This is a genomic window from Mycobacterium gordonae (genome assembly GCF_002101675.1).
Classification (GTDB): Bacteria; Actinomycetota; Actinomycetes; order Mycobacteriales; family Mycobacteriaceae; genus Mycobacterium; species Mycobacterium gordonae.
This window is the reverse complement of the sequence record NZ_LQOY01000080.1, coordinates 26054-48028: the sequence shown is the minus strand read 5'-3', so window position 1 is coordinate 48028 and position 21975 is coordinate 26054. Positions and strand designations below refer to the sequence as shown.

General features: G+C 66.6%; 22 protein-coding genes and 1 tRNA gene. 8 read left to right on the top strand and 15 right to left on the bottom strand.

Going from position 1 to position 21975, the window contains the following annotated elements:
• The first annotated feature begins 103 nt into the window (after window positions 1–103).
• Window positions 104–322 carry a DUF3072 domain-containing protein gene (locus AWC08_RS12795; RefSeq protein WP_065135129.1) on the top strand — a complete coding sequence of 73 codons (219 nt, stop codon included), beginning with the start codon at window positions 104–106 and terminating at the stop codon, window positions 320–322.
• Here AWC08_RS12795 and AWC08_RS12790 read toward each other — a convergent pair.
• From AWC08_RS12790 to AWC08_RS12780, 3 genes are all read right to left on the bottom strand, one after another.
• Window positions 319–1545, bottom strand: coding sequence for a fatty acid desaturase family protein (locus tag AWC08_RS12790; RefSeq protein ID WP_065135122.1), 1227 nt, complete (start codon window positions 1543–1545; stop codon window positions 319–321). The genes AWC08_RS12795 and AWC08_RS12790 overlap by 4 nt on opposite strands.
• Window positions 1546–1557: 12 nt before the next feature.
• The gene (locus AWC08_RS12785) at window positions 1558–2688 is read right to left on the bottom strand and encodes a ferredoxin reductase (protein ID WP_069433168.1); all 1131 of its coding nucleotides are present in this window, start codon (window positions 2686–2688) and stop codon (window positions 1558–1560) included.
• Window positions 2689–2816: 128 nt separating this feature from the next.
• A tRNA-Leu gene (locus AWC08_RS12780) sits at window positions 2817–2899 on the bottom strand.
• A 140-nt stretch (window positions 2900–3039) separates the two neighbouring features.
• Between AWC08_RS12780 and AWC08_RS12775 the strand changes: the two genes are divergently transcribed.
• Both AWC08_RS12775 and AWC08_RS12770 read left to right on the top strand, forming a co-directional pair.
• Window positions 3040–3432, top strand: a complete 393-nt coding sequence (locus AWC08_RS12775; protein ID WP_065136115.1) for a hypothetical protein — start codon at window positions 3040–3042, stop codon at window positions 3430–3432.
• Window positions 3419–3769 carry a DUF3817 domain-containing protein gene (locus tag AWC08_RS12770; RefSeq protein WP_065136114.1) on the top strand — a complete coding sequence of 117 codons (351 nt, stop codon included), beginning with the start codon at window positions 3419–3421 and terminating at the stop codon, window positions 3767–3769. Before AWC08_RS12775 ends, AWC08_RS12770 begins: the two co-directional genes overlap by 14 nt.
• A 4-nt stretch (window positions 3770–3773) precedes the next feature.
• Here AWC08_RS12770 and rdgB read toward each other — a convergent pair whose 3' ends face one another.
• The 10 genes from rdgB to clpS form a co-directional block, all read right to left on the bottom strand.
• Complete coding sequence (gene rdgB / locus AWC08_RS12765) at window positions 3774–4373, bottom strand: RdgB/HAM1 family non-canonical purine NTP pyrophosphatase (protein WP_065136113.1); 600 nt, start codon at window positions 4371–4373, stop codon at window positions 3774–3776.
• Window positions 4370–5149, bottom strand: coding sequence for a ribonuclease PH (gene rph / locus AWC08_RS12760; protein WP_065136119.1), 780 nt, complete (start codon window positions 5147–5149; stop codon window positions 4370–4372). The genes rdgB and rph overlap by 4 nt, the downstream gene beginning before the upstream one ends.
• A gap of 120 nt (window positions 5150–5269) precedes the next feature.
• Window positions 5270–6049 (bottom strand): cyclic nucleotide-degrading phosphodiesterase, encoded by a 780-nt coding sequence (locus AWC08_RS12755; RefSeq protein WP_065136118.1) that lies wholly within the window; start codon window positions 6047–6049, stop codon window positions 5270–5272.
• Between the two features lie 70 nt (window positions 6050–6119).
• Window positions 6120–6935, bottom strand: coding sequence for a glutamate racemase (gene murI / locus AWC08_RS12750; protein ID WP_065136112.1), 816 nt, complete (start codon window positions 6933–6935; stop codon window positions 6120–6122).
• Window positions 6932–7591 carry a rhomboid family intramembrane serine protease gene (locus AWC08_RS12745; protein ID WP_065136111.1) on the bottom strand — a complete coding sequence of 220 codons (660 nt, stop codon included), beginning with the start codon at window positions 7589–7591 and terminating at the stop codon, window positions 6932–6934. The genes murI and AWC08_RS12745 overlap by 4 nt, the downstream gene beginning before the upstream one ends.
• 62 nt (window positions 7592–7653) lie before the next feature.
• Window positions 7654–7926, bottom strand: a complete 273-nt coding sequence (locus tag AWC08_RS12740) for a MoaD/ThiS family protein (protein ID WP_065136110.1) — start codon at window positions 7924–7926, stop codon at window positions 7654–7656.
• Between the two features lie 24 nt (window positions 7927–7950).
• The gene (locus tag AWC08_RS12735) at window positions 7951–8379 is read right to left on the bottom strand and encodes a M67 family metallopeptidase (RefSeq protein ID WP_069433169.1); all 429 of its coding nucleotides are present in this window, start codon (window positions 8377–8379) and stop codon (window positions 7951–7953) included.
• 10 nt (window positions 8380–8389) lie between these two features.
• Window positions 8390–9427: a P1 family peptidase gene (locus AWC08_RS12730; protein WP_069433170.1), complete on the bottom strand. Its 1038-nt coding sequence runs from the start codon at window positions 9425–9427 to the stop codon at window positions 8390–8392.
• Entirely contained in the window at window positions 9424–10011 is a 588-nt protein-coding gene (gene aosR / locus AWC08_RS12725; RefSeq protein ID WP_069433171.1) for an oxidative stress transcriptional regulator AosR, read from the bottom strand. The genes AWC08_RS12730 and aosR overlap by 4 nt, the downstream gene beginning before the upstream one ends.
• 9 nt (window positions 10012–10020) lie before the next feature.
• Window positions 10021–10326 (bottom strand): ATP-dependent Clp protease adapter ClpS, encoded by a 306-nt coding sequence (gene clpS, locus AWC08_RS12720; protein ID WP_065136106.1) that lies wholly within the window; start codon window positions 10324–10326, stop codon window positions 10021–10023.
• Window positions 10327–10381: 55 nt separating this feature from the next.
• On the opposite strand from clpS, the gene AWC08_RS12715 reads away from it, so the two are divergent.
• Both AWC08_RS12715 and AWC08_RS12710 read left to right on the top strand, forming a co-directional pair.
• Window positions 10382–11680 carry a nicotinate phosphoribosyltransferase gene (locus AWC08_RS12715; protein ID WP_256100380.1) on the top strand — a complete coding sequence of 433 codons (1299 nt, stop codon included), beginning with the start codon at window positions 10382–10384 and terminating at the stop codon, window positions 11678–11680.
• Complete coding sequence (locus AWC08_RS12710) at window positions 11646–13700, top strand: ATP-dependent DNA helicase (protein WP_142283553.1); 2055 nt, start codon at window positions 11646–11648, stop codon at window positions 13698–13700. Before AWC08_RS12715 ends, AWC08_RS12710 begins: the two co-directional genes overlap by 35 nt.
• Window positions 13701–13739: 39 nt before the next feature.
• Here the strand turns inward: AWC08_RS12710 and AWC08_RS12705 are convergent, their stop codons facing one another.
• Window positions 13740–16322 carry a glycosyltransferase family 1 protein gene (locus AWC08_RS12705; RefSeq protein ID WP_069434965.1) on the bottom strand — a complete coding sequence of 861 codons (2583 nt, stop codon included), beginning with the start codon at window positions 16320–16322 and terminating at the stop codon, window positions 13740–13742.
• Window positions 16323–16426: 104 nt separating this feature from the next.
• On the opposite strand from AWC08_RS12705, the gene AWC08_RS36480 reads away from it, so the two are divergent.
• The 3 genes from AWC08_RS36480 to glgB are packed head-to-tail and all read left to right on the top strand — an operon-like array spanning window position 16427 to window position 20869.
• The gene (locus AWC08_RS36480) at window positions 16427–16576 is read left to right on the top strand and encodes a hypothetical protein (protein WP_156781407.1); all 150 of its coding nucleotides are present in this window, start codon (window positions 16427–16429) and stop codon (window positions 16574–16576) included.
• A gap of 3 nt (window positions 16577–16579) precedes the next feature.
• Window positions 16580–18667: an alpha-1,4-glucan--maltose-1-phosphate maltosyltransferase gene (locus tag AWC08_RS12700; protein ID WP_065136116.1), complete on the top strand. Its 2088-nt coding sequence runs from the start codon at window positions 16580–16582 to the stop codon at window positions 18665–18667.
• Between the two features lie 6 nt (window positions 18668–18673).
• Window positions 18674–20869, top strand: a complete 2196-nt coding sequence (glgB, locus tag AWC08_RS12695; protein ID WP_069434966.1) for a 1,4-alpha-glucan branching protein GlgB — start codon at window positions 18674–18676, stop codon at window positions 20867–20869.
• A gap of 78 nt (window positions 20870–20947) precedes the next feature.
• On the opposite strand, the gene AWC08_RS12690 is transcribed toward glgB, so the two are convergent.
• A complete protein-coding gene (locus tag AWC08_RS12690) occupies window positions 20948–21868 on the bottom strand; it encodes a tetratricopeptide repeat protein (protein WP_065136102.1) in 921 nt (306 codons plus the stop codon).
• Window positions 21869–21975 lie beyond the last annotated feature (107 nt).

Genomic DNA, 21975 nt, shown 5'->3' with positions numbered 1-21975 from the left:
GTTTCGAGACGCACCGCGCCACCTGTGGATCGTATCGATTGGCCGACAGCGCGAGGTTTCGAAAGTTTGTGCGATGGCTATCCCGGCTGCGGAGGTGACAGACATGAGCGACAACGACGCACAACAACCCACCCAGGGGAACCCTGAAAAGGACCCATCCGACTGGGTCACCGGCGATGAGCCGATGACCGGCCCCCAGCGCAGCTACGTGCAGACCCTGGCCCAGGAGGCCGGCACCGATGTGCCCGACGACCTGACCAAAGCTCAGGCGTCCGAGATGATCGAGGAACTGCAGCAGAGGACCGGGCGCGGCACCGGTTAAGCTGCGTTCGAACGCAATTCGCGCAGTGCGGTGCGCAATCCGCGGCGTCGGCCTGTCTCGGGATCCACGAAGCTTTCCCGCAGGCCGGCGCGCACGCGGAACTTCAACTCCGAGCGGGTCTCCGGGGCGTCGTCGGAGGAGGCCTTGAGCATGCTGTCCGGCAAAGCAAGTTTGAGGATCGTCCAGAACGACTGGAAATATTGGCGGCCAAGGGATCCCGTTGTGTACGGCAGGTCGTACTTTTCGCACAGCTCGCGCACCCGCACGGAAATCTCGGCATAGCGGTTGCTGGGCAGATCCGGGAACAGGTGGTGTTCGATCTGGTAGCACAGGTTTCCGCTCATGAAGGCCATGATGGGGCCTGCGTTGAAGTTCGCCGATCCCAGCATCTGGCGTAGGTACCACTCGCCCTGGGTCTCGTTCTCGAACTCTTCCTTGGTGAACTTCTCTGCACCGTCCGGAAAGTGGCCACAGAAGATCACCATGTAGGCCCAATAGTTACGGATGAGATTGGCCACGAAATTGGCCTTCATGGTCTGTTTCCAATTGCGGCCGGTCAGAGCCGGGAACACCAGGTAATCCTTGCCGGCCTGCTTGGCGACCTTTGTTCCGATCACGCGCAGATCCTTGCGCGCCTCGGCCCACGTTTTCTCCTTCTTGCGAAGCTTCTTGGACTCGATGTGGTGCAGTGCGACGCCCCACTCGAACAACGTGCCGAGCAACATGTTGTAGATCGGGTTACCCAAATAGTAAGGCTCCCAGGGCTCGTCGCGAGTGACACGCATGATGCCGTAGCCGACGTCGGCGTCCAGGTCTACGACATTGGTGTACTTGTGGTGGACGAAGTTGTGCGAGTGCTTCCACTGCACGCTCGGGCAGGTGGTGTCCCACTCCCACTCGGTGGAATGGATCTCCGGGTCGTTCATCCAGTCCCACTGCCCGTGCGTGATGTTGTGGCCGAGTTCCATGTTCTCAATGATCTTCGCCATTCCCAGCATCCCGGTTCCTGCCAGCCAGGCGAACTTGTTTCGGCTGGCGAACAACGCAACTCGGCCACCGGCGGCCAGCGCGCGCTGGAACTGAATCGAGCGGCGAATGTAGCGCGCGTCGCGCTCACCGCGGGACTCCTCGATTTCGGCTCGGATCGCGTCCAGCTCCTGCGCGAGTTGCTCGACGTCCTCGGCGGTCAGGTGAGCGTATTCCTTGATATCGGTGATAGCCATTGATTACTCCTCTTAGATTTTGAGCGTGCAGTCGCCGGAGGCGGTGGAGATGCAGGTCTGGATGCGGTCGCCTTCGCGATGTTCGGTGCCCGACCTGAAGTCGCGGACGTGGCCCGCTTCCAGCGGCAGGACGCAGGTTTGGCAGATCCCCATCCGGCAGCCGAACGGCATCTGGATGCCCAACTTTTCCCCGGCGTCCAGAAGTGATGTGGCTCCGTCGATTTCGATGGTTTTGTCGGATATCGAGAAGGTGACCGTCCCACCTTCGCCGCCTTTGTCCGTAGCGGCGATCGTGAAGCGTTCCATGTGCAGCTGGTCGGCGAGATCCGCTTCTTCCCAATGCTTCTCAGCGTCATCCAGCAGAGCGGAGGGACCACAGACCCAGGCCGGGCGCTCCTTCCAATCGGTGGCGACTTCGGTGAGGCCGCCGAAGTCCAGGTGACCCTGCGTTTCGGTGAGCCGCAGATGAAGTCGGTAACCGGGCAGCGACTTTTCGAGTTCGCGCAACTCGTCGTAGAAGATCACGTCCGCTTCGCTGGGCGCGGAGTGGACGTGGACGATATCGGCCTGCTGCCCGCGAGACCGGAAGGTTCGCAACATGGCCATCACTGGCGTGATTCCGCTGCCGGCGGTGATGAAGAGGATTTTCTCCGGCGGCGGGTCGGGCAGTGCGAAATCCCCCTTGGGCGCAGCCAGTCGCACGATTGTGCCCGGTTCGACGCCCTTGACGAGGTGCGTGGACAGGAACCCTTCCGGAGTGGCCTTGACGGTGATGGTGATGTGCTTGTTGTCACGACGCGGCACCGAGGTCAGCGAGTACGAACGCCAGTGCCAGCGCCCGTCGATTCGCAGGCCGATGCCGACATACTGACCGGCCTGGTAGTCACCGGAGAAGCCCCACCCTGGCTTGATCGTCACGGTGGCCGAGTCTTCAGTTTCCGGTTGTACACCGACAATCAGGCCACGCAACTCCCGCGCCGACCAGAGCGGGTTCAGAAATTTCAGGTAGTCATCGGGCAGCAAGGGCGTGGTCGCCCGGGCTGCGAGCCCGCGCGCCACATTCGCCCATGGTGTCGAGGCTGTTTGCACGCCTTCTGCTGGCGCCTTGCTCCATCTCAAGACACTGCGAAGTGTCGAACCCATAGTTCTTCCCCGGTGGTGTCAGAAGTTTCCGTGAGACAGTTGAAGCACGGTACGTATGCAACTTCCCGATCCGGGCTTTCGATAAACACTTGTTCGCTGAAATGAGCGGAACGCTTAGAAAGGGTGAGTGCGGGCGGAGGGACTCGAACCCACACGCTCTAAGAGCACCGGCACCTAAAGCCGGCATGTCTGCCAATTTCATCACGCCCGCTGCGTTGCTCGATCGTACCGCCCGGTTTACCCAAGCCGCCGCGGACGCTGAAAGTGAAACCATGGCGGAGAATCGGCGACTTCGTCGCCCTCAGCTCACGCTGGAACGATGCCGTACCAACCACGCGGTACCGTCGTAGGGTGTCCACCCCCGTCCGCACCAGACGCCGCCGGCCGGCCGCGATAGCGCTGGTCGTCTTTGCGGCGTTGGGGTGTCTGGCGCTTGGCTGGTGGCAGTGGACCCGATTCGAGTCGGCATCGGGCGATTACCAAAACCTCGGCTACGCGCTGCAGTGGCCGATGTTCGCCGCGTTCTGCGTTTACGCCTACCGTAAATTCGTCCGCTACGAAGAGCTGCCGCCCGCGCCCCGAGAAACGGTCACCGAGATTCCTGCCGGCCTGCTACCCGAGCGGCCGAAGCCCGAACCACAACAGCCCGATGATCCCGCACTGCGCGAGTACAACGCCTACCTGGCCGAACTCGCCAAGGACGATGCGGCACAGCAGAAAAGGACGACGCATGAGCACACCTGAGACGCCCGAGCGCAGTGCTTCGGCGTTCCCCGCCGACAAAATCCGGACCGCACTGCTGGCGTACCGGGTGATGGCCTGGACGACGGGTATCTGGCTGATCGTGTTGTGTGGCGAGGTCGTCTCGCACCTGGTGTACCACCACGAAATCCGGTGGATCGAAGTCGTGCACGGCTGGGTCTACTTCGTTTACGTGCTCGCGGCGTTCAATCTTGCGATCAAAGTCCGCTGGCCGATCGGCAAGACTATCGGCGTGCTACTCGCCGGCACCATCCCACTGCTGGGCATCATCGTCGAGCAACGGCAGACCAAAGAGGTCAAGGCGAACTTCCCCGTCTGACCGCTTACAACGCCCGCAGCGCCGGCAGCAACAGGGCCAGCGCGCGACCGCGGTGCGATACCGCGTCTTTCTCGGCCGGGCTCAGTTGCGCGGCCGTCCGGCCATCGGCGCCGGCGGGAAGGAAGACGGGGTCGTAGCCGAATCCGCCGTCACCGCGCGACTCATGGGCAATGGCGCCGGGCCACTCGCCGCGCACCACGACCTCATCCATACCGGAGACCAGCGCGCAGGCCGACACGAACGCCGCCCCGCGCCGCTCGTCGGGCACGTCGCGCAACTGCGCCAACAACAGTGCAGTGTTGGCCGCGTCATCACCGTGCCGGCCCGACCAGCGCGCGGACAGCACGCCGGGCATGCCGTTCAACGCGTCCACTTCCAGCCCGGAATCGTCTGCCACGCTTGGCAATCCGGTTGCGGTGTACGCGTCACGCGCCTTGGCCAGCGCGTTGTCCTCGAACGTCGCACCGGTTTCCGGTGCCTCCTCGAACGGCGGCACGTCGTCCAGCGACACCAGCGTCATCCCGGACAGTCCGGCGCTGTCCAGCACCCGCTGCAGTTCGGCCAGCTTCTTGCGGTTGCGGCTGGCCACCAGCAGCCGGCTCAGCTTCCGAACGCTTTCGGCGGCTTCGCCCCCTCGGGCAACACGCCCGGGTAGGGCAACGCCAGCGCTTCGCGCTGAGCGGCGAACAGCTTGTCGCAGGCCCCGAGCGCCATGTCGAGCAGCTTGTCCAGCGTCGACCGCGGGAAGGTGGCGCCCTCGCCGGTGCCCTGGACCTCGACCAGGGTGCCGGTGTCGGTGGCGACGACGTTCATGTCGACTTCGGCGCGCGAGTCCTCTTCATAGGGCAGATCGACGCGGACCCGGCCGTCGACCACGCCGACGCTTACCGCCGCGATCGCACACGACAGCGGCCTGGGGTCGGACAGCTTGCCCGCCGCCGACAGGTAGGTGACTGCGTCGGCCAGCGCCACGTAGGCGCCGGTGATGGCCGCCGTCCTGGTACCCCCGTCGGCCTGCAGTACGTCGCAGTCGACGGCGATGGTGTTCTCGCCCAGCGCGGCGAGGTCGATGCACGCCCGCAGCGACCGGCCGACCAGGCGGCTGATCTCCTGGGTGCGCCCACCGACGCGGCCCTTCACGGACTCCCGGTCCGAGCGGGTGTGGGTCGCTGAGGGCAACATCGCGTACTCCGCGGTGAGCCAACCCAGGCCCGAACCCTTGCGCCAGCGCGGCACCCCTTCGGTGACGCTGGCGGTGCACATGACCTTGGTGCCGCCGAATTCGATGAGCACCGAACCCGCCGGATGATCGGTGAAACCCCGCGTGATGGTGACGGGGCGAAGCTCGTCGTCGAGGCGGCCGTCTTCTCGTTTGGACACGACGCCCACCCTATCGCCGGGCATCGCGATGACGGCGTTCAGTGTGCGGGCACTGCTTTGACAGTGCGATCACGGCGGTACTGGGGCGAAAAACGCGCCGCCACCGCAGACGCAATAGCGTCAGCCGGCTCGCTTGACTTCGATCGTCTCCCCCGGCACGACCGCGTGCACGGGCCCGTCGAACTCCGCCTTGGCCTCGCTGATGACATCCTCGCGGGAGGTCCACGGCGGAATGTGCGTCAGCAGCAACTCCCGCACCCCGGCCCGCGCCGCGGCCCGCCCGGCTTCGGTGCCGGACAGATGCAGGGCGGGAGGATGCTTCGGCGAGTGCGTCCACGAGGCCTCGCACAAGAACACGTCGGCGCCACGGGCCAGCTCGACCAGTTGGTCGCACTCGCCGGTGTCACCGCTGTACACGAGCGAAGCCCCGCTCGGGTCGGTGAACCGCAGCCCGAACGACTCGGTCGGGTGTGCCACGACCCGTGGGAGCACGCTCAGCGCGCCGATGGTCACCGCTTCACCGTCAACCCAGTGGCGCACATCGAAGATGTCCGAGCAGTCGTCGATTTCGCCGCCGTACGGGGAGGAGGCCGCCCCCAGCCGCGACCACGTGTCGCTGGGGCCGTACAGCAAAGCCTTGCCAGTGGGCTTGGCCGTCGGGTGATAGCGGCGCCAGACAAACAGCCCCGGCACATCCAAGCAGTGGTCGGCGTGCAGATGCGACAGCAGCACATGAACCGATCCGGGATCGGCATGCCTTTGCAGCGCGCCCAGCACACCCCCGCCGAAGTCGACGACAAGCGGCGGAGTGTCCGGTGCCCGAAGTAGATAACCCGACGCGGGCGAATCCGGACCCACGACGCTGCCGGAGCATCCGAGCACGGTTAGTCGCACGGACACCACTGTGCCATGCCCGTTACCACGATGGGGAAAACATCGCCGCATTTGGCCGTCAGAATCATCGGCTTTTTCACGAGACGGGAGTATGGCGAGCCGGTTCGACGCCCACCACCGCGGGACCCAGGAACCGGGAGGCCAATTTGGTGAATGCGTCGGGGTCGCCGGTGGCCTCGAACACCCGGGTAGCCGGCGGCCCCTCATGGGGCCGCAACAGGTCGAGTTCGGTCAGCACGCGGACCACCTGCTTGGCCGTCTCCTCGGCGCTGGAGACGAGCGTGACGTTCTCCCCCATCACGAGCTGGATCAGTCCGGACAGCAACGGGTAGTGCGTGCAACCCAGCACCAGGGTGTCGACCTCGGCGCGCTGCAGCGGCTCCAGGTATCCCTCGGCCAGACCCAGCACCTGACGGCCACTGGTGACTCCGCGCTCGACGAAATCGACGAAACGGGGACAGGCCACGGCGGTGATCTCGGTATCCCTGGCGGCGGCGAACGCATCTTGGTAGGCGTGGGAGGTGATGGTCGCCCGCGTGCCGATCACCCCGATACGGCCGTTACGGGTGGCGGCGACCGCGCGGCGCACCGCCGGCAGAATCACTTCGACGACCGGCACGTCGTACCGTTCGCGTGCGTCCCGCAGGCAGGCGGCAGAAGCCGAGTTGCAGGCGATCACCAACGCCTTGACGCCGCGGCTGACCAGGTCGTCGCCGATGGCCAGCGCGTGGGCGCGGATCTCGGGAATGGCCAGCGGCCCGTACGGGCCGTTACCGGTGTCGCCGACGTAGATGATGTCCTCGTCGGGCAGTTGGTCGATGATCGCCCGAGCGACAGTGAGCCCGCCGACGCCGGAATCAAAGACCCCGACGGGAGCCAGCGGCGAACTCATATCTTCGGGTGCGGCGAACGAAGCGCCTTCTTTCGCTCGCGGGCCTTGCGTTCGGGCGCCGACAGCAGGTAGGCCGCCACGACGCCGGCGATCGCGCCACACAGGTGCCCCTGCCACGACACCCCGCCGCACATACCGAGCACCGGCAAGGCGCCGAGTAGCACGCCGCCGTAGACGAACAGCACAACCAGACCGATGATGATGTCCCACACCTGGCGGACGAAGACTCCGAACACCAACAGGAAAGCGAGCCAGCCGAAGATCAGGCCGGAGGCTCCGATGTGGTCTGTCGGGCCGCAACTACTACCGACATTGCCGATGAGCCAGGTACCCAGGCCGCCCAGGATCCAGATGATCGCCGTGGCCCAGACGAACCGGGATAGTCCGGCCAGTGTCATCAAGAATCCCAGCACCAGCATCGGCACGGTGTTGGCGATCAGATGCTGCCAGTTCGCGTGCAACAGCGGGGCGAAGACGATGCCCCACAAGCCGTCGGTGGTCAGCGGCCGGATGCCGTTGCGGTCCAGCCGGCCGCCACTGAGCTGATCGATCAGCTCGACGACATACAACAGGGCGACGAAGGTGATGATGGTGGTTGCGCCGATCACCCAGCCAGGCTTCTTGTTCGGCTGGGTCGCCGGGGCGCGCTTGTTCATGCGCCGCTCCTTGTCCTCATCGCACTACCACCGAACGTCCAGGCTACCGCTCAACAACGCCACTACCCGCCCGCGACCGCCGGCAGGATGGTGACCGAGTCGCCATCGGCGACGGCCGTGTCCAAACCGCCGGAGAACCGCACATCCTCGTCGTTGACATAGATGTTCACGAACCGGTGCAGCCGGCCGTTATCGATGAGCCGGTCCGAGATTCCGGAGTAATTGGCCTCCAGATCATTGATGACCGCCGCGAGCGTGTCGCCGTTCGCAGAGACTCGCTTCTCACCGCCGGTGTGGGGTCGCAGGATGGTCGGGATGGACACGGTGACGGTCATGCTGGCCTTTCTCGCGGTGTGGGCTCAGTACTGCTCGACGATGTACTCCTCGACGATGTCAACAGGTTCCTCGCTCACGACGCCGTTGACAATGCGGTAGCTGCGCAGCTCGTCCCGATGCGGATCGCGGGTGGATACCAACACATAGTGGGCGTCCGGTTCGGCCGCAAGATCGATATCCGTTCGACTCGGATAGGCCTCGCTGCTCGGGTGTGAGTGGTAGATGACGATGGGCACCTCGTCCGCCCGTTCCATGGCCCGCCACACCTTCAGTTGCTCAGCGGAGTCGAACCGGTAGAACGTCGCCGAGCGTTCGGCGTTGAGCATCGGGATGTGCCGCTCTGGCCGATCCGAGCCGTCCGCGCCGGCCAGCACGCCGCAGGCTTCTTCGGGATGGTCGCGGCGGGCATGGGCGACGATCGCCTCGACCAGGTCGGCACGGATCACCAGCATCGGCGCCCCGTCAGTTCCCGAACACACCCGGTAGCACGTCCCGATAAGCCGGTATTCCGGCCACCGACTGCGCGGCAATCACTCCGTCGAGCACCGCCCGGGCCAGGCAGTCGGCGGCGGCCGCGCCCACCGCGGTCAGCAGACCGGTCTCCGGCGACAGCGCGGCCGGGGTGTCGGCCGAGGGGGGCACCTCGACCGCTCCCGTGGCCAGGGCGAAGACCGTGTCGCCGTCCAGCGGGGTGTGCGCCGGCCGGAGCGTCCGGGCCAGACCGTCGTGCGCGGCGATCGCGACGCGACGGCACGCCGCGGGGCTCAGCGCCGCATCCGTCGCCACCACGGCAATCGTGGTGTTCAGCTCGCTCAACGGGGACGGCAACTGAGCGAGCGCCTCGATCTGCTCCAAAGGTGGTGGCGCAAGACCGAATTCAGCTGCCAGCCCGGCCATCCACGGCAACCCCGTCGACGGGTCGACGGCTTCGCCGGCCGCGTTCACCACGGCCAGCGCGCCAACGGTCACTCCGGAGGGCAGGGTGACCGAGGCCGTCCCCACGCCTCCTTTCAGCACCCCGACGCGCGCCCCGACGCCGGCACCGACGGTTCCGACGTGCACCGCAGCCGCGTCACCGGACGCGTCGGCGGCCGCACAGGCCGCATAACCGAATTCGGCCGTCGGCCGGCGATCCCAGCCTCCGACCGGCAGGTCGAAGATCACCGCACCCGGCACGACCGGCACCACGCCGTCGCCCATGGCCACGCCGCGCTGCTGTTCCTCGAGCCAGCGCATGACGCCGTCGGCGGCAGCGAGACCGAAGGCGCTGCCGCCGGCCAGCAACACCGCGTCCACGTAGCGCACGCTGTTGACCGGGTCGAGCAGATCGGTCTCCCGGGTGCCCGGAGCACCGCCGCGGCAATCCACCGCGCCTACCGTGCCCGGCGGTGGCAGCACCACCGTGACGCCGCAAGCCCACCCGGAGCCGAGGGCCGCATCGGCGTCCAACAGGTGGTGATGGCCGACGCGGATCCCGCCGACGTCGGTGATGGAATTCATCCGGCCGGTTTGCCCATCAGCACCAGCACGAGGTACTCCTGCAGGACCGTCAGCCACTGGTAGACGTCGAAGTGCGCGGCCAACGGGTGATCGGCGGACAACCGCTCGGGGCCCTGCGGGCCGATCTCGAGCATGACCCCCAAGGTCAGCCGAAGATCGTTGACCGCCGATATCCAGGCGTTGGCGCTTTCCTCCGTCAACTCGAACCTGCCGCCGTTGTTCGGCAGGGTGTCCAGCAACTGTTGCGCCGCAACACGTTTGGCGGCGATGATCTCCGGTTCGTGCAAGCTTCGCAGTGCCGAGTTCAGAGCCTCGGACGCGTCGAGGGTCAGCGGATCGCCTTCGTCGCTGCGGTAGAAATCTGGCAACAGCCGGCCGAGCGTCGCGTCAGCCGGGCGCTCGGAATGCCCGGTCTTGATGCCGGTGATCTCTTCGAGTTCGTCCGACGGCGACGTGGCCTGGCGTTCGTCGAGCAGGCCGATCATCGCGCTCACCAGGTTTTGGAGCAGAGCCGCTTCATGCGGGGCCAGCGACGACCGGAAACGGGGACCGTTGCGGGTTTCGACGCGCTTCCATTTGCGCACCAGCAGAACTCAGCGGTCCTGCTGCATCGTCGCCCACAACCCGGCGGCATGCAGCTTGGACACGTCGACCTCCATGGACTCCCGACTGCCCGACGACACCACGGCCTTTCCTTCGTTGTGCACCTGCAGCATCAGCTTGGTCGCGTGCGGCTCGCTGTAGCCGAACAATTTCTGGAAGACGTAGGTCACGTAGGTCATCAAGTTGACCGGGTCGTCCCAGACGATGGTCACCCACGGACTCGTCGTAGCTTCGACCGGAGCGGATTCCCGTTGCCCGGTGCCGCCTGGCTTGGCCGGCGCGATCGCTACAACCATGGGGCTAAGGATACCGAGCCGGGCTTACTTTGCAGCCAGCCGATACCTTTGCGATGTGAAGGACTCGGTACTAGCTGGGCTGCTGACCGACAAATACGAGTTGACCATGCTGGCCGCGGCCCTGCGCGACGGTACCGCGCAGCGGCGCACCAGCTGGGAAGTGTTCGCGCGGCGGCTACCGGCGGGCCGGCGCTACGGGGTCGTCGCCGGGACCGGCCGGCTGCTGGAAACCTTGCCGCGGTTCAGGTTCGATGCCGATGCTTGTGAGCTGTTGGCCGGGTTCCTGGACGCCGACACGGTGGAGTATCTGCGGGCATTCCGTTTCCGCGGCGACATCGACGGCTACGCCGAAGGCGAATTGTATTTCCCGTACTCACCGGTGTTGTCGGTGCACGGCAGCTTCGCCGAGTGCGTGCTGCTGGAAACTGTGGTGCTGTCGATTTTCAATCACGACACGGCGATAGCGTCGGCGGCGGCGCGCATGGTCAGCGCGGCCGGTGATCGCTCGGTCATCGAGATGGGTTCGCGGCGCACTCACGAGCAGGCCGCCGTCGCAGCCGCGCGAGCCGCCTACATCGCCGGGTTCGCCGGCACATCCAACCTCGAGGCGCAGCGGCGATACGGGGTGCCGTCGGTGGGCACCGCCGCGCACGCGTTCACCATGGTGCACACCACCGACCAAGGGCCCGACGAGTTGGCGGCATTCCGCGCGCAGGTCGAGGCGCTGGGGCCGGACACCACGCTGCTGGTCGACACTTACGACGTGACCACGGGAGTCGCCAACGCAGTGACTGCGGGCGGCCCGGAGTTGGGCGCCGTCCGAATCGACTCCGGTGATCTCGCCGTGCTGGCCCACCAGGTCCGCGCCCAACTCGACGAGCTGGGGGCACGCAAAACGCGCATTGTGCTGTCCAGCGATCTGGACGAATTCGCCATCGCCGGGTTGCTCGCCGCGCCGGTGGACAGTTACGGCGTAGGTACGTCATTGGTCACCGGCTCGGGTGCACCGACGGCGGGCATGGTCTACAAGCTGGTGGAGGTGGACGGGATCGCCGTGCAGAAGCGCAGCAGCCAGAAGGAGTCGCACGGCGGCCGCAAAGCGGCGCTGCGGCTGTCTCGACCGACCGGCACCGTTACCGAGGAGGTGGTGCATCCGTTCGGGCGCCCGCCGTCGGTCAGCGAGCCGCACCGGGTGCTCACCACGCCGCTGGTGCGCGGTGGCGAGATCCTGGTCGCCAACGATCTGGTGGCGGCGCGGGAGTTGGTGGCGTCGGGGCTGCGCAGCCTGCCTTGGGAGGGGCTGGCTTTGTCGCCCGGCGATCCGGCGATACCGACGCAGACGATTTCGGTCTGACCGAGCGACCGTGACCGAGTCTGTTCGGGAGTTGTTGGCGATCGCGGTAGCGGCGCTCGGTGGCAGCGAGCGCCCCGGTCAAGTCGACATGGCCAACGCGGTCGCGCATGCCTTCGAAACCGGCGAACACCTGGTCGTCCAGGCCGGCACCGGCACCGGTAAGTCGTTGGCGTACCTGGTGCCCTCGATCGTCCGGGCAGTCGGCGACGAAGCACCGGTGGTGGTGTCGACCGCCACCATCGCGTTGCAGCGCCAGCTCGTCGACCGCGATCTGCCCCGGCTGGCGGAGGCCCTGGCCGACGCGTTGCCCCGTCCGCCACGGTTCGCGTTGCTCAAAGGACGTCGAAATTACTTATGCCTGAACAAGATTCATAACGGCAGCGCGGGAGGCGACACCGACGACCGGCCGCAGGAGGAGCTGTTCAACCCGATGGCCGTCACCGCGTTGGGGCGCGACGTGCAACGTCTCACCGAGTGGTCAGCGGACACCGGCACCGGTGACCGTGACGACCTGAAGCCCGGGGTGCCCGACCGATCCTGGTCTCAGGTCAGCGTTTCGGCGCGGGAATGCATCGGCGTGGCGCGCTGCTCGTTCGGCTCGGAGTGCTTCTCGGAACGGGCTCGGGCACGCGCCGGCACCGCGGATGTCGTCGTCACCAACCACGCCCTGCTGGCGATCGACGCCGTGTCCGACTCCGCGGTGTTGCCGGAGCACTCCCTGCTGGTGGTCGACGAGGCGCACGAGCTGACCGACCGGGTGACCTCGGTGGCCACCGCGGAACTGACGTCGGCGACTTTGGGGGTGGCGGCACGGCGGCTGGGCCGGCTGGTGAGTCCGGAACTTCTCGATCGCCTGGAGGCAGCCTCGGCCACCTTCTCCTCGGCGATCCATGATGCCCAGCCGGGCCGCATCGACCACCTCGACGACGAGCTGGCGACCTACCTGACCGCGCTGCGCGACGCCGCCAGTGCTGCCCGGTCGGCGATCGAGAGCACCAGCGACGCCCGGGCGGCGGCGGCACGCGCCGAAGCGGCCGCCGCGCTGATCGAGATCTCCGACACCGCAGCACGGATTCTCGATTCGTTCGGGCCCGCCATCCCCGACCGCACCGACATCGTCTGGCTGGATCACGAAGAGAACCGGGGTTCGCCGCGCGCGGTGCTGCGCGTGGCACCGCTGTCGGTGGCCGGACTTCTGGCCAGCAAGGTGTTCTCGCGTTCGACGACGGTGCTGACATCGGCGACCCTGACGATCGGCGGGGCATTCGACGCGATGGCCGAGGCCTGGGGACTGACGGGGGCGGAGACTCGGTGGCGGGGCGTTGACGTCGGATCACCGTTCGACCACGTCAAATCCGGGATTCTCTACGTCGCCGCGCATCTGCCGCCGCCGGGCCGGGACGGCACCGGCACGGCCGAGCAGCTAACCGAAATCGAGGAATTGATCACCGCTGCAGACGGGCGCACGCTGGGACTCTTCTCGTCGATGCGCGCGGCGCGGGCGGCCGCCGAGGCGATGCGCGACCGCCTGAGCACGCCGGTGCTGTGTCAGGGCGACGACAGCACCTCGGCCTTGGTCGAGCAGTTCGCCGACGACCCCGAAACCTCGCTGTTCGGCACGCTGTCGCTGTGGCAGGGCGTCGACGTTCCGGGGCCGTCGCTGTCGTTGGTGCTGATCGACCGCATCCCGTTTCCCCGCCCCGACGACCCGCTGCTGAGCGCCCGTCAGCGTGCGGTGGCCGCCCGCGGCGGCAATGGCTTCATGGCCGTGGCGGCCGGCCATGCGGCGCTGTTGCTGGCGCAGGGGTCGGGCCGGCTGCTGCGTCGGGTCACCGACCGCGGGGTGGTGGCGGTGCTGGATTCGCGCATGGTGACGGCGCGCTACGGCGAGTACCTGCGCGCGTCATTGCCGCCGTTCTGGCAGACCACCAACCCCGAACAGGTCCGTGCCGCGCTACGCCGCCTGCGCGACTCCCCCTCGCGAGCAGACGCGCAGGCCCCCGAAATCGACGGGAAATAGGGGCCTTAACGTCTGCTCGCGCGGCTCCCCCGCGCGCGCTCAGGCCAGCGTGACCAGGCCGAGTTCGTTGCTGCCGGCCAGCATCGGATGCCGCGGCAGCACCCGCACCGTGTAACCCAGCGCTCCGGCCAGCGGCAGCGGCGTGGTCGTGGAGAAGACCTGGTTGCCACCCTCAGCGCTGCCCGTGTACGTCATCTCAACTGTCAGCGGATCCAGCAGCTCGTCGCCATTGTCCACCCGGCCGAGCACCGCTTGTACCGTCACCTCGTCGGGCGCCAGCCCGGCCAACTGCACGGTCGCGGTCAACGTCAGCTTCGACCCGAGCAGTGGAGTGTCCGGGAGTCCGGTGCTGTCGACATCGGTCACCACGATCCGCGGCCACGCCTCCTCGACCCGCCGGCGGTACGCGGTCAGTTCACGTGCCGCCTCGAACTGCCCACCTGCGACGGTGGTGCGCACCGACTGCGCCGCCGGGGAGTAGTAGCGCTCGACGTAGTCGGTGACCATCCGGGAGGCCAGGACTTTCGGCCCGAGGGTCTGCAGGGTGTGCCGCACCATCTCGATCCAGCGCGGCGGGACGCCGTGGTCGTCGCGTTCGTAGAACTTCGGTGCCACCGCCTGCTCGAGCAGGTTGTAGAGGGCGCTGGCCTCCAGGTCGTCACGCCGGCCTTCATCGGCCACTCCGTCCGCCGACGGTATCTCCCAACCATTTTCGCCGTCGTACCACTCATCCCACCAGCCGTCACGGATGGACAGGTTGAGCCCGCCGTTGAGCGCGCTCTTCATACCCGACGTGCCGCAGGCCTCCAGGGGCCGCAGCGGGTTGTTGAGCCACACGTCGCAGCCCCAGTAGAGCAACCGCGCCATCGACATGTCGTAGTTGGGCAGGAACGCGATCCGGTGCCGCACCTCCGGCCGGTCGGCGAACCGCACCACCTGCTGAATCAACGCCTTGCCGCCGTCATCGGCGGGGTGCGACTTGCCGGCGACGATCAGCTGAATCGGCCGTTCCTCGTCAAGCAACAGACCCTCCAGCCGGGCCGGATCGCGCAGCATCAGCGTCAGACGCTTATACGTCGGAACTCGCCGGGCGAACCCGACCGTCAGCACATCGGGATCGAATGCCTTTGCGATCCAACCCAATTCGGCTTCCGAGGCGCCCCGCTCCAGCCACGACTGACGCAGCCGCGCCCGGACATCCTCGACCAGCAGCGCACGCAGCTGCGAGCGGATCCCCCACAGATGCCCGGCGTCGACCTGCTGCAACCGCAGCCACACCGCGGGCTCGCTGAACGAATCCGAGCCGGCCAGCTCACGCCCGAGCTGCAGCCACTGTGGCGCGGCCCAGGTGCGGGCGTGCACGCCGTTGGTGATCGACCCGATCGGCACCTCGTCGGGGTCGAACCCCGGCCAGAGTTCGTTGAACATCGACCGGCTCACCTGGCCGTGCAACAGCGACACCCCATTGGCACGCTGCGCCAACCGCAGCCCCATGTGGGCCATGTTGAACTTCTCCGGATCGTCCTCGGCGCCCAGGGCGAGGATTCGCTCGGTCGGCACCCCCGGCAGCAGCGTGCTCACGCCGTCACCTTCGTCGTCGAAATAGCGCTGCACCATCTCCACCGGGAACCGGTCGATGCCCGCGGGCACCGGGGTGTGGGTGGTGAAGACCGTGCTGGACCGCACCACCGTTAACGCGGTGTCGAAGTCCAGTCCCGCGTCGGTGACCAACTCCCGGATGCGTTCGGCGCCCAGGAACCCGGCGTGGCCTTCGTTCATGTGGAACACCTCGGGGGCCGGGCGCCCCTCGACCGCGGTGAAGGCGCGAATCGCCCGGACCCCGCCGATGCCGGCCAGGATCTCCTGCTTGATGCGGTGTTCCTGATCACCACCGTAGAGCCGGTCGGTGACGCTGCGCAGCTCGTGCTCGTTCTCCGGAACGTCGGAATCAAGGAGCAGCAGGGGCACCCGGCCGACCTGGGCCACCCAGATCCGCGCCCGCAGCCGCGCGGCCTCCGGCAGTGCCAGCTCAACCAGCACGGGATCTCCAGTGGCGTCGGTAAGCAACCTCAGCGGTAATCCCTGTGGATCCAGTGACGGATAGGTCTCCTGCTGCCAGCCGTCAGCGGTCAATGACTGCCGGAAATATCCCGAGCGGTAGTACAGACCGACCGCGATCAGCGGCAGGCCCAGGTCAGAAGCCGACTTCAGATGGTCACCCGCCAGAATCCCGAGACCACCGGAGTAGTTGGGCAGCACTTCGGCGACGCCGAATTCCATCGAGAAATACGCGATCCCGGTGGGCATGCCGACACCGGCAGCTTCCTGCTGCTGATACCACAGCGGACGGGTCAGGTAGTCGTTCAGATCGGCCGCGAGCTCGTCGAGCCGGCGCAGGAACTCCTCGTCGGCCGCGAGTTCGTCGAGCCGGGCCGGCTTCACCGCGCCCAGCACCGCAACCGGATCCTTGCCGCACTTGAACCACAGGTCGGGATCGATGGTCGCGAAGAGGTCCTGCGTGGGTTTTTCCCACGACCACCGCAGATTGGTGGACAGCTGGTTTAGCGCGGCCAGACGATCGGGAAGGTGGGCACGGACGGTAAAGCGGCGGAGGGCTTTCACGCATCTCAACCTTAGTGCCGTTTTCGCTGCGTGCAGCCTTGGATAGCGACTAGTTGTGCAGTGCGCTTCGGCATCCGTCGGTGTAGCCGGACACTAGGGTGGGTATGGGGCGCAAAGAGGCGACAGACTTCGAGCTGACGAGTGACACCTCAACGACGACCGGTGTGGCCGCTGGGGTGATGAATCCGGAAGGCCCCGGCAACGATGCGGCGCAACGATGGGCCGCCGCGGAGCCGGGCAATCGAATGGAGTGATTGGTGCCCGGTCGTATCGAGATCGACGACGTTCAACCCGTGGTCTCGTGTGGTACGTACCCCGCCAAGGCGGTGGTCGGTGAGGTGATCCCGGTCAGCGCCGCGGTGTGGCGTGAAGGGCACGAGGCCGTGGCGGCGACGCTGGTCGTGCGGTACCTGGGCACGCGCTACCCCCAGGTGACCGATGCCCGCGGAACGAAGACCGTACAAGCCGCCGTGCAGGCGGGCGAGCAGGACGCCGCGGTCGCCGAAAAGGTGAAACCCCGGCATTTCGCGATGACGATGGGCCTGGAACCGTTCGTGTTCCACGGGCAATTCGCCCCAGACAGGGTGGGATTGTGGACTTTCCGGGTAGACGGGTGGGGTGACCCGATTCATTCCTGGCGTCATGGGCTGGTCGCCAAACTCGATGCGGGCCAGGGCGAAAAGGAACTCTCCAACGATCTGCTGGTGGGCGCCGCACTTTTCGAGCGCGCCGCCACCGGGGTGCCGCGCCAGCAGCGCAAGCCGCTGCTGGATGCCGCCGCTGCGCTGCGTAAGCCCGGTGATCCATTGACCCGCACCGCGTTGGCGCTGGCACCCGAGATCGAAGAACTGCTCGATCAGTTCCCGTTGCGGGAATTGGTGACCCGCGGACAGCAGCACGGCGTCTGGGTGGACCGGCCACTGGCCCGTTTCGGTTCCTGGTACGAGATATTCCCGCGCTCCACCGGCGGCTGGGACGCTGACGGTCACCCGGTGCACGGCACTTTCGCCACTGCGGCGGCGGCGCTGCCCCGGATCGCCGGGATGGGTTTCGACGTGGTGTACCTGCCGCCGATCCACCCGATCGGCAAGGTGCACCGTAAGGGCCGCAACAACAATCCGACCGCCGCTCCCGGCGACGTGGGATCGCCGTGGGCGATCGGCAGCGACGAAGGCGGCCACGACGCCATCCATCCCGCTCTGGGCACGATCGACGACTTCGACGATTTCGTCTCCGCCACAAAAGATCTGGGCATGGAGGTGGCCCTAGACCTGGCGCTGCAGTGCGCCCCGGACCACCCTTGGGCCCGTGACCACCGCAACTGGTTCACCGAACTGCCCGACGGCACCATCGCCTACGCGGAGAACCCGCCGAAGAAATACCAGGACATCTACCCGCTCAACTTCGACAACGATCCGGCCGGGCTATACAACGAGGTGCTGCGCGTGGTACGGCACTGGATCGACCACGGGGTCAAGGTGTTTCGGGTCGACAACCCGCACACCAAGCCACCGGACTTCTGGGCCTGGCTGATCGGTCAGGTCAAAGCCGTCGACCCCGATGTGCTGTTCCTGTCCGAGGCGTTCACCCCGCCGGCCCGCCAGTACGGGCTGGCCAAGCTCGGTTTCACGCAGTCCTACAGCTACTTCACCTGGCGCACGGCCAAGTGGGAGCTCACCGAGTTCGGCAACGACATCGCCAGACTCGCCGACTTCCGCACCCCGAACCTGTTCGTCAACACGCCAGACATCCTGCACGAGGTACTACAGCACCATGGGCCGGGCATGTTCGCGATCCGTGCGGTGCTGGCGGCGACGATGAGCCCGGCGTGGGGGGTGTATTCCGGCTACGAACTGTTCGAGCACCGGGCGGTGCGGGAAGGCAGCGAGGAATACCTGGACTCGGAGAAGTACGAATTGCGACCCCGCGATTTCGCCGGAGCGCTGGCCGAAGGTCGGTCGCTGGAGCCGTTCATCACCCGGCTCAACGAGATTCGCCGGCTGCACCCTGCTCTGCAGCAGTTGCGCACCATCCACTTCCACAGCGTGGACAACGACGCGTTGCTGGCCTACAGCAAGTTCGACGCGGAAACCGGTGACTGCGTCCTGACGGTGGTGACACTGAACGCGTTCGGGCCCGAGGAAGCGATCCTGCATCTGGACATGGCGGCGTTGGGCATGGAGCCCTACGAACGCTTCTGGGTGCGCGACGAAATTACCGGCGAGGAATACCAATGGGGGCAATCCAATTACATCCGCATCGACCCGGGACGGGCGGTCGCTCATGTCATCAACATGCCGCTCATACCCGAAGAATCCCGAATCACGTTGCTACGCAGGAGGTGAGGGCAAGTGAATCGCACCGATGAACTCGCCAATACGCATCTGGCGCCCGACCCCGCCGAACTGGCCAGCCTGACGGCCGGCACCCACCACAACCCGCATGGCATTCTGGGCGCCCACGAATACGGCGACCACACCGTTATCCGGACATACCGGCCGCACGCGGTCAGCGTCGTCGCACTCGTGGGCGAGGACCGGTTGCCGTTGCAGCACATCGACTCGGGCGTGTGGGCGGTTGTGTTGCCGTTCGTCGACCTTGTCGACTACCGGCTCGAGGTGACCTACGACGGTTCGGAACCCCACACCGTCGCCGACGCCTACCGTTTCCTGCCCACCCTGGGCGAGGTCGACCTGCACCTGTTCGCCGAGGGACGCCACGAACGCCTCTGGGAGGTGCTGGGCGCCCATCCCCGTTCGTTCACCACGCCCGACGGCGTGGTCACCGGCGTGTCGTTCGCGGTGTGGGCACCGAATGCCAAGGGTGTTAACCTGATCGGCGAGTTCAACGGCTGGACCGGGACCGACGCCCCGATGCGGGTGTTGGGCTCGTCCGGCGTCTGGGAACTGTTCTGGCCCGATTTTCCGATCGACGGCCTGTACAAGTTCAGGGTGCACGGGGCCGACGGCGCGGTTACCGATCGCGCCGACCCGTTCGCGTTCGGCACCGAGGTGCCGCCGCAGACGGCCTCACGCGTGACGGTAAGCGACTACACCTGGAACGACCAGGAGTGGCTGGAACGGCGCGCGCAGGCCAACCCCGTCTTCGAGCCGATGAGCACTTACGAAGTGCACCTCGGGTCCTGGCGTCCCGGTCTGGGCTACCGGGAACTCGCCACACAGCTCACCGAATATGTGGTGGAACAAGGGTTCACGCACGTCGAGCTGCTGCCCGTCGCCGAGCACCCCTTCGGCGGCTCGTGGGGCTACCAGGTGACGTCGTACTACGCACCCTCGTCCCGCTTCGGCACGCCCGATGAATTCCGGACACTGGTCGACGCGCTGCACCAGGCCGGCATCGGTGTCATCGTGGACTGGGTGCCGGCGCACTTCCCCAAAGACGCGTGGGCATTGGGACGCTTTGACGGCAACCCCCTCTACGAACACTCCGATCCCAAGCGCGGTGAGCAATTGGACTGGGGTACCTACGTTTTCGATTTCGGGCGTCCCGAGGTGCGGAACTTCCTGGTGGCCAACGCGCTGTACTGGCTACAGGAGTTCCACATGGACGGCCTGCGGGTCGACGCGGTGGCCTCGATGCTGTACCTGGACTACTCACGTCCCGAAGGTGGTTGGACGCCCAACATCTACGGCGGCCGCGAGAACCTCGAGGCGGTGCAGTTCCTGCAAGAAATGAACGCGACCGCCCACAAGGCGGCACCCGGCATCGTCACCATCGCCGAGGAATCGACGTCGTGGCCCGGCGTCACTCGTCCGACCAATCTTGGCGGACTTGGCTTTTCGATGAAGTGGAACATGGGCTGGATGCATGACACGCTTGACTACTTCAGTCGTGACCCGATCCACCGGGCCTACCACCACCACGAGATGACGTTCTCGATGCTGTATGCGTTCAGCGAGAACTATGTGCTGCCGATCAGCCACGACGAAGTGGTCCACGGCAAGGGCACGCTGTGGGGGCGGATGCCCGGCGACAACCACGCCAAGGCGGCCGGAGTGCGCAGTCTGCTCGCCTACCAGTGGGCGCATCCGGGTAAGCAATTGCTGTTCATGGGTCAGGAATTCGGCCAGCGCGCCGAGTGGTCAGAGGAACGCGGCCTGGATTGGTGGCAGCTCGACGAGCAGGGTTTCTCCAACGGTGTGCTGCGACTGGTGCGCGACATCAACGGGATCTACACGAGCCACCCGGCGCTGTGGAGCAGGGACACCACACCCGAAGGGTATTCGTGGATCGACGCCAACGACTCGGCCAACAATGTGCTGAGCTTCCTGCGCTACGGCAGCGACGGCTCGGTGCTGGCCTGTGTCTTCAACTTCGCGGGGGCTGAGCACAGCAACTACCGGTTGGGCCTGCCGCAGGCTGGGCGCTGGCGCGAGGTGCTCAACACCGACGCCACCATCTACAACGGTTCGGGCATCGGGAACCTCGGCGGCGTCGACGCTACCGACGACCCGTGGCACGGCCGGCCGGCCTCAGCGGTACTGGTGTTGCCCCCGCTGTCTGCGATCTGGCTGGAACCCGCCTGACTCTAGGGCGAGCAGACGCCAAAGCCCCCGGGAGCGGACGCTCCACGGGGCTTTGGTGTCTGCTCGCGCAGGAAAGCGTCAGTACAGTGCGTTGGCGAGGTTGCGGCGGCCGGCGACCACCTCGGGGTCGGCGGGGTCGAAGAGTTCGAACAGTTCGATGAGCCGGGTGCGCACCTTGCTGCGGTCGTCACCAGATGTCCGGCGTACCAACGCAATCAGACGGTCGAAGGCCCCGGTCACGTCCTGGCTGAGGATCTGAACATCGGCGGCCGCGAAGGCCGCGTCGATGTCGTCGGGCGCCGCATCGGCTGCCGGGACCGCGTCCGGCGGATGCGCGGTCGCGCGCGTGAGGAACCCGATCTGGCGGATGGCTCCCTTGGCTTCCACACTGCCGGGGTCGGCCGCCAGGACCGCCTCGTAGGACTGCTTGGCCGCCTCGAAGTCACCGGCGTCGAGTTCCTGACGCGCCTGGGCGACTACCGGATCCACTTCCTCCGGTTGCCCACCGCCGGGTGCGCCTTTGAGTTTCCCCGCGGTGGCGTCGAGCAGCGAGTCGATCCAGCGCCGTAACTGATCGGCCGGTTGCGGGCCCTGGAAACTTGAAACCGGTTGGGCGGCGGCCAATGCCACCACGGTCGGGACCGCCTGCACGCCGAAGATCCGCGCTATGCCGGGCGCGGCGTCGACGTTGGCCGCGGCCAGCGCCCAGGTGCCGTTGTCGTCAGCCGCCAGACCGGCCAGCGTCTCGAGCAGGTCGACGCACACCTCGCTGCGCGGCGACCACAGCAACACCACGACCGGAATCTCGTCGGACCGGTTGATCACCTCGTCCTCGAAATTGGTCTCGGTGACCTGAATGATCCCGGGGCCGGAAGGCCCACCGGAACCGCCCGGCGGCCCGGGCGGCGCACTGGCCTTCTGTTGAGCGCGTTGTTTGAGACCGGACAGGTCGACCGCACCGGCCAACGCTGGCCCGATCGAGGGTCGGGGACGTGTCACGCCGTCAAGTCTGTCACGCCGTCACGATCCGCTCACGGCGACCTCCTGGGCCGACAAAAAGTGGCCGGAATTCGCGCCTGGCCCTCGCCGGCGGACGATATGACCAA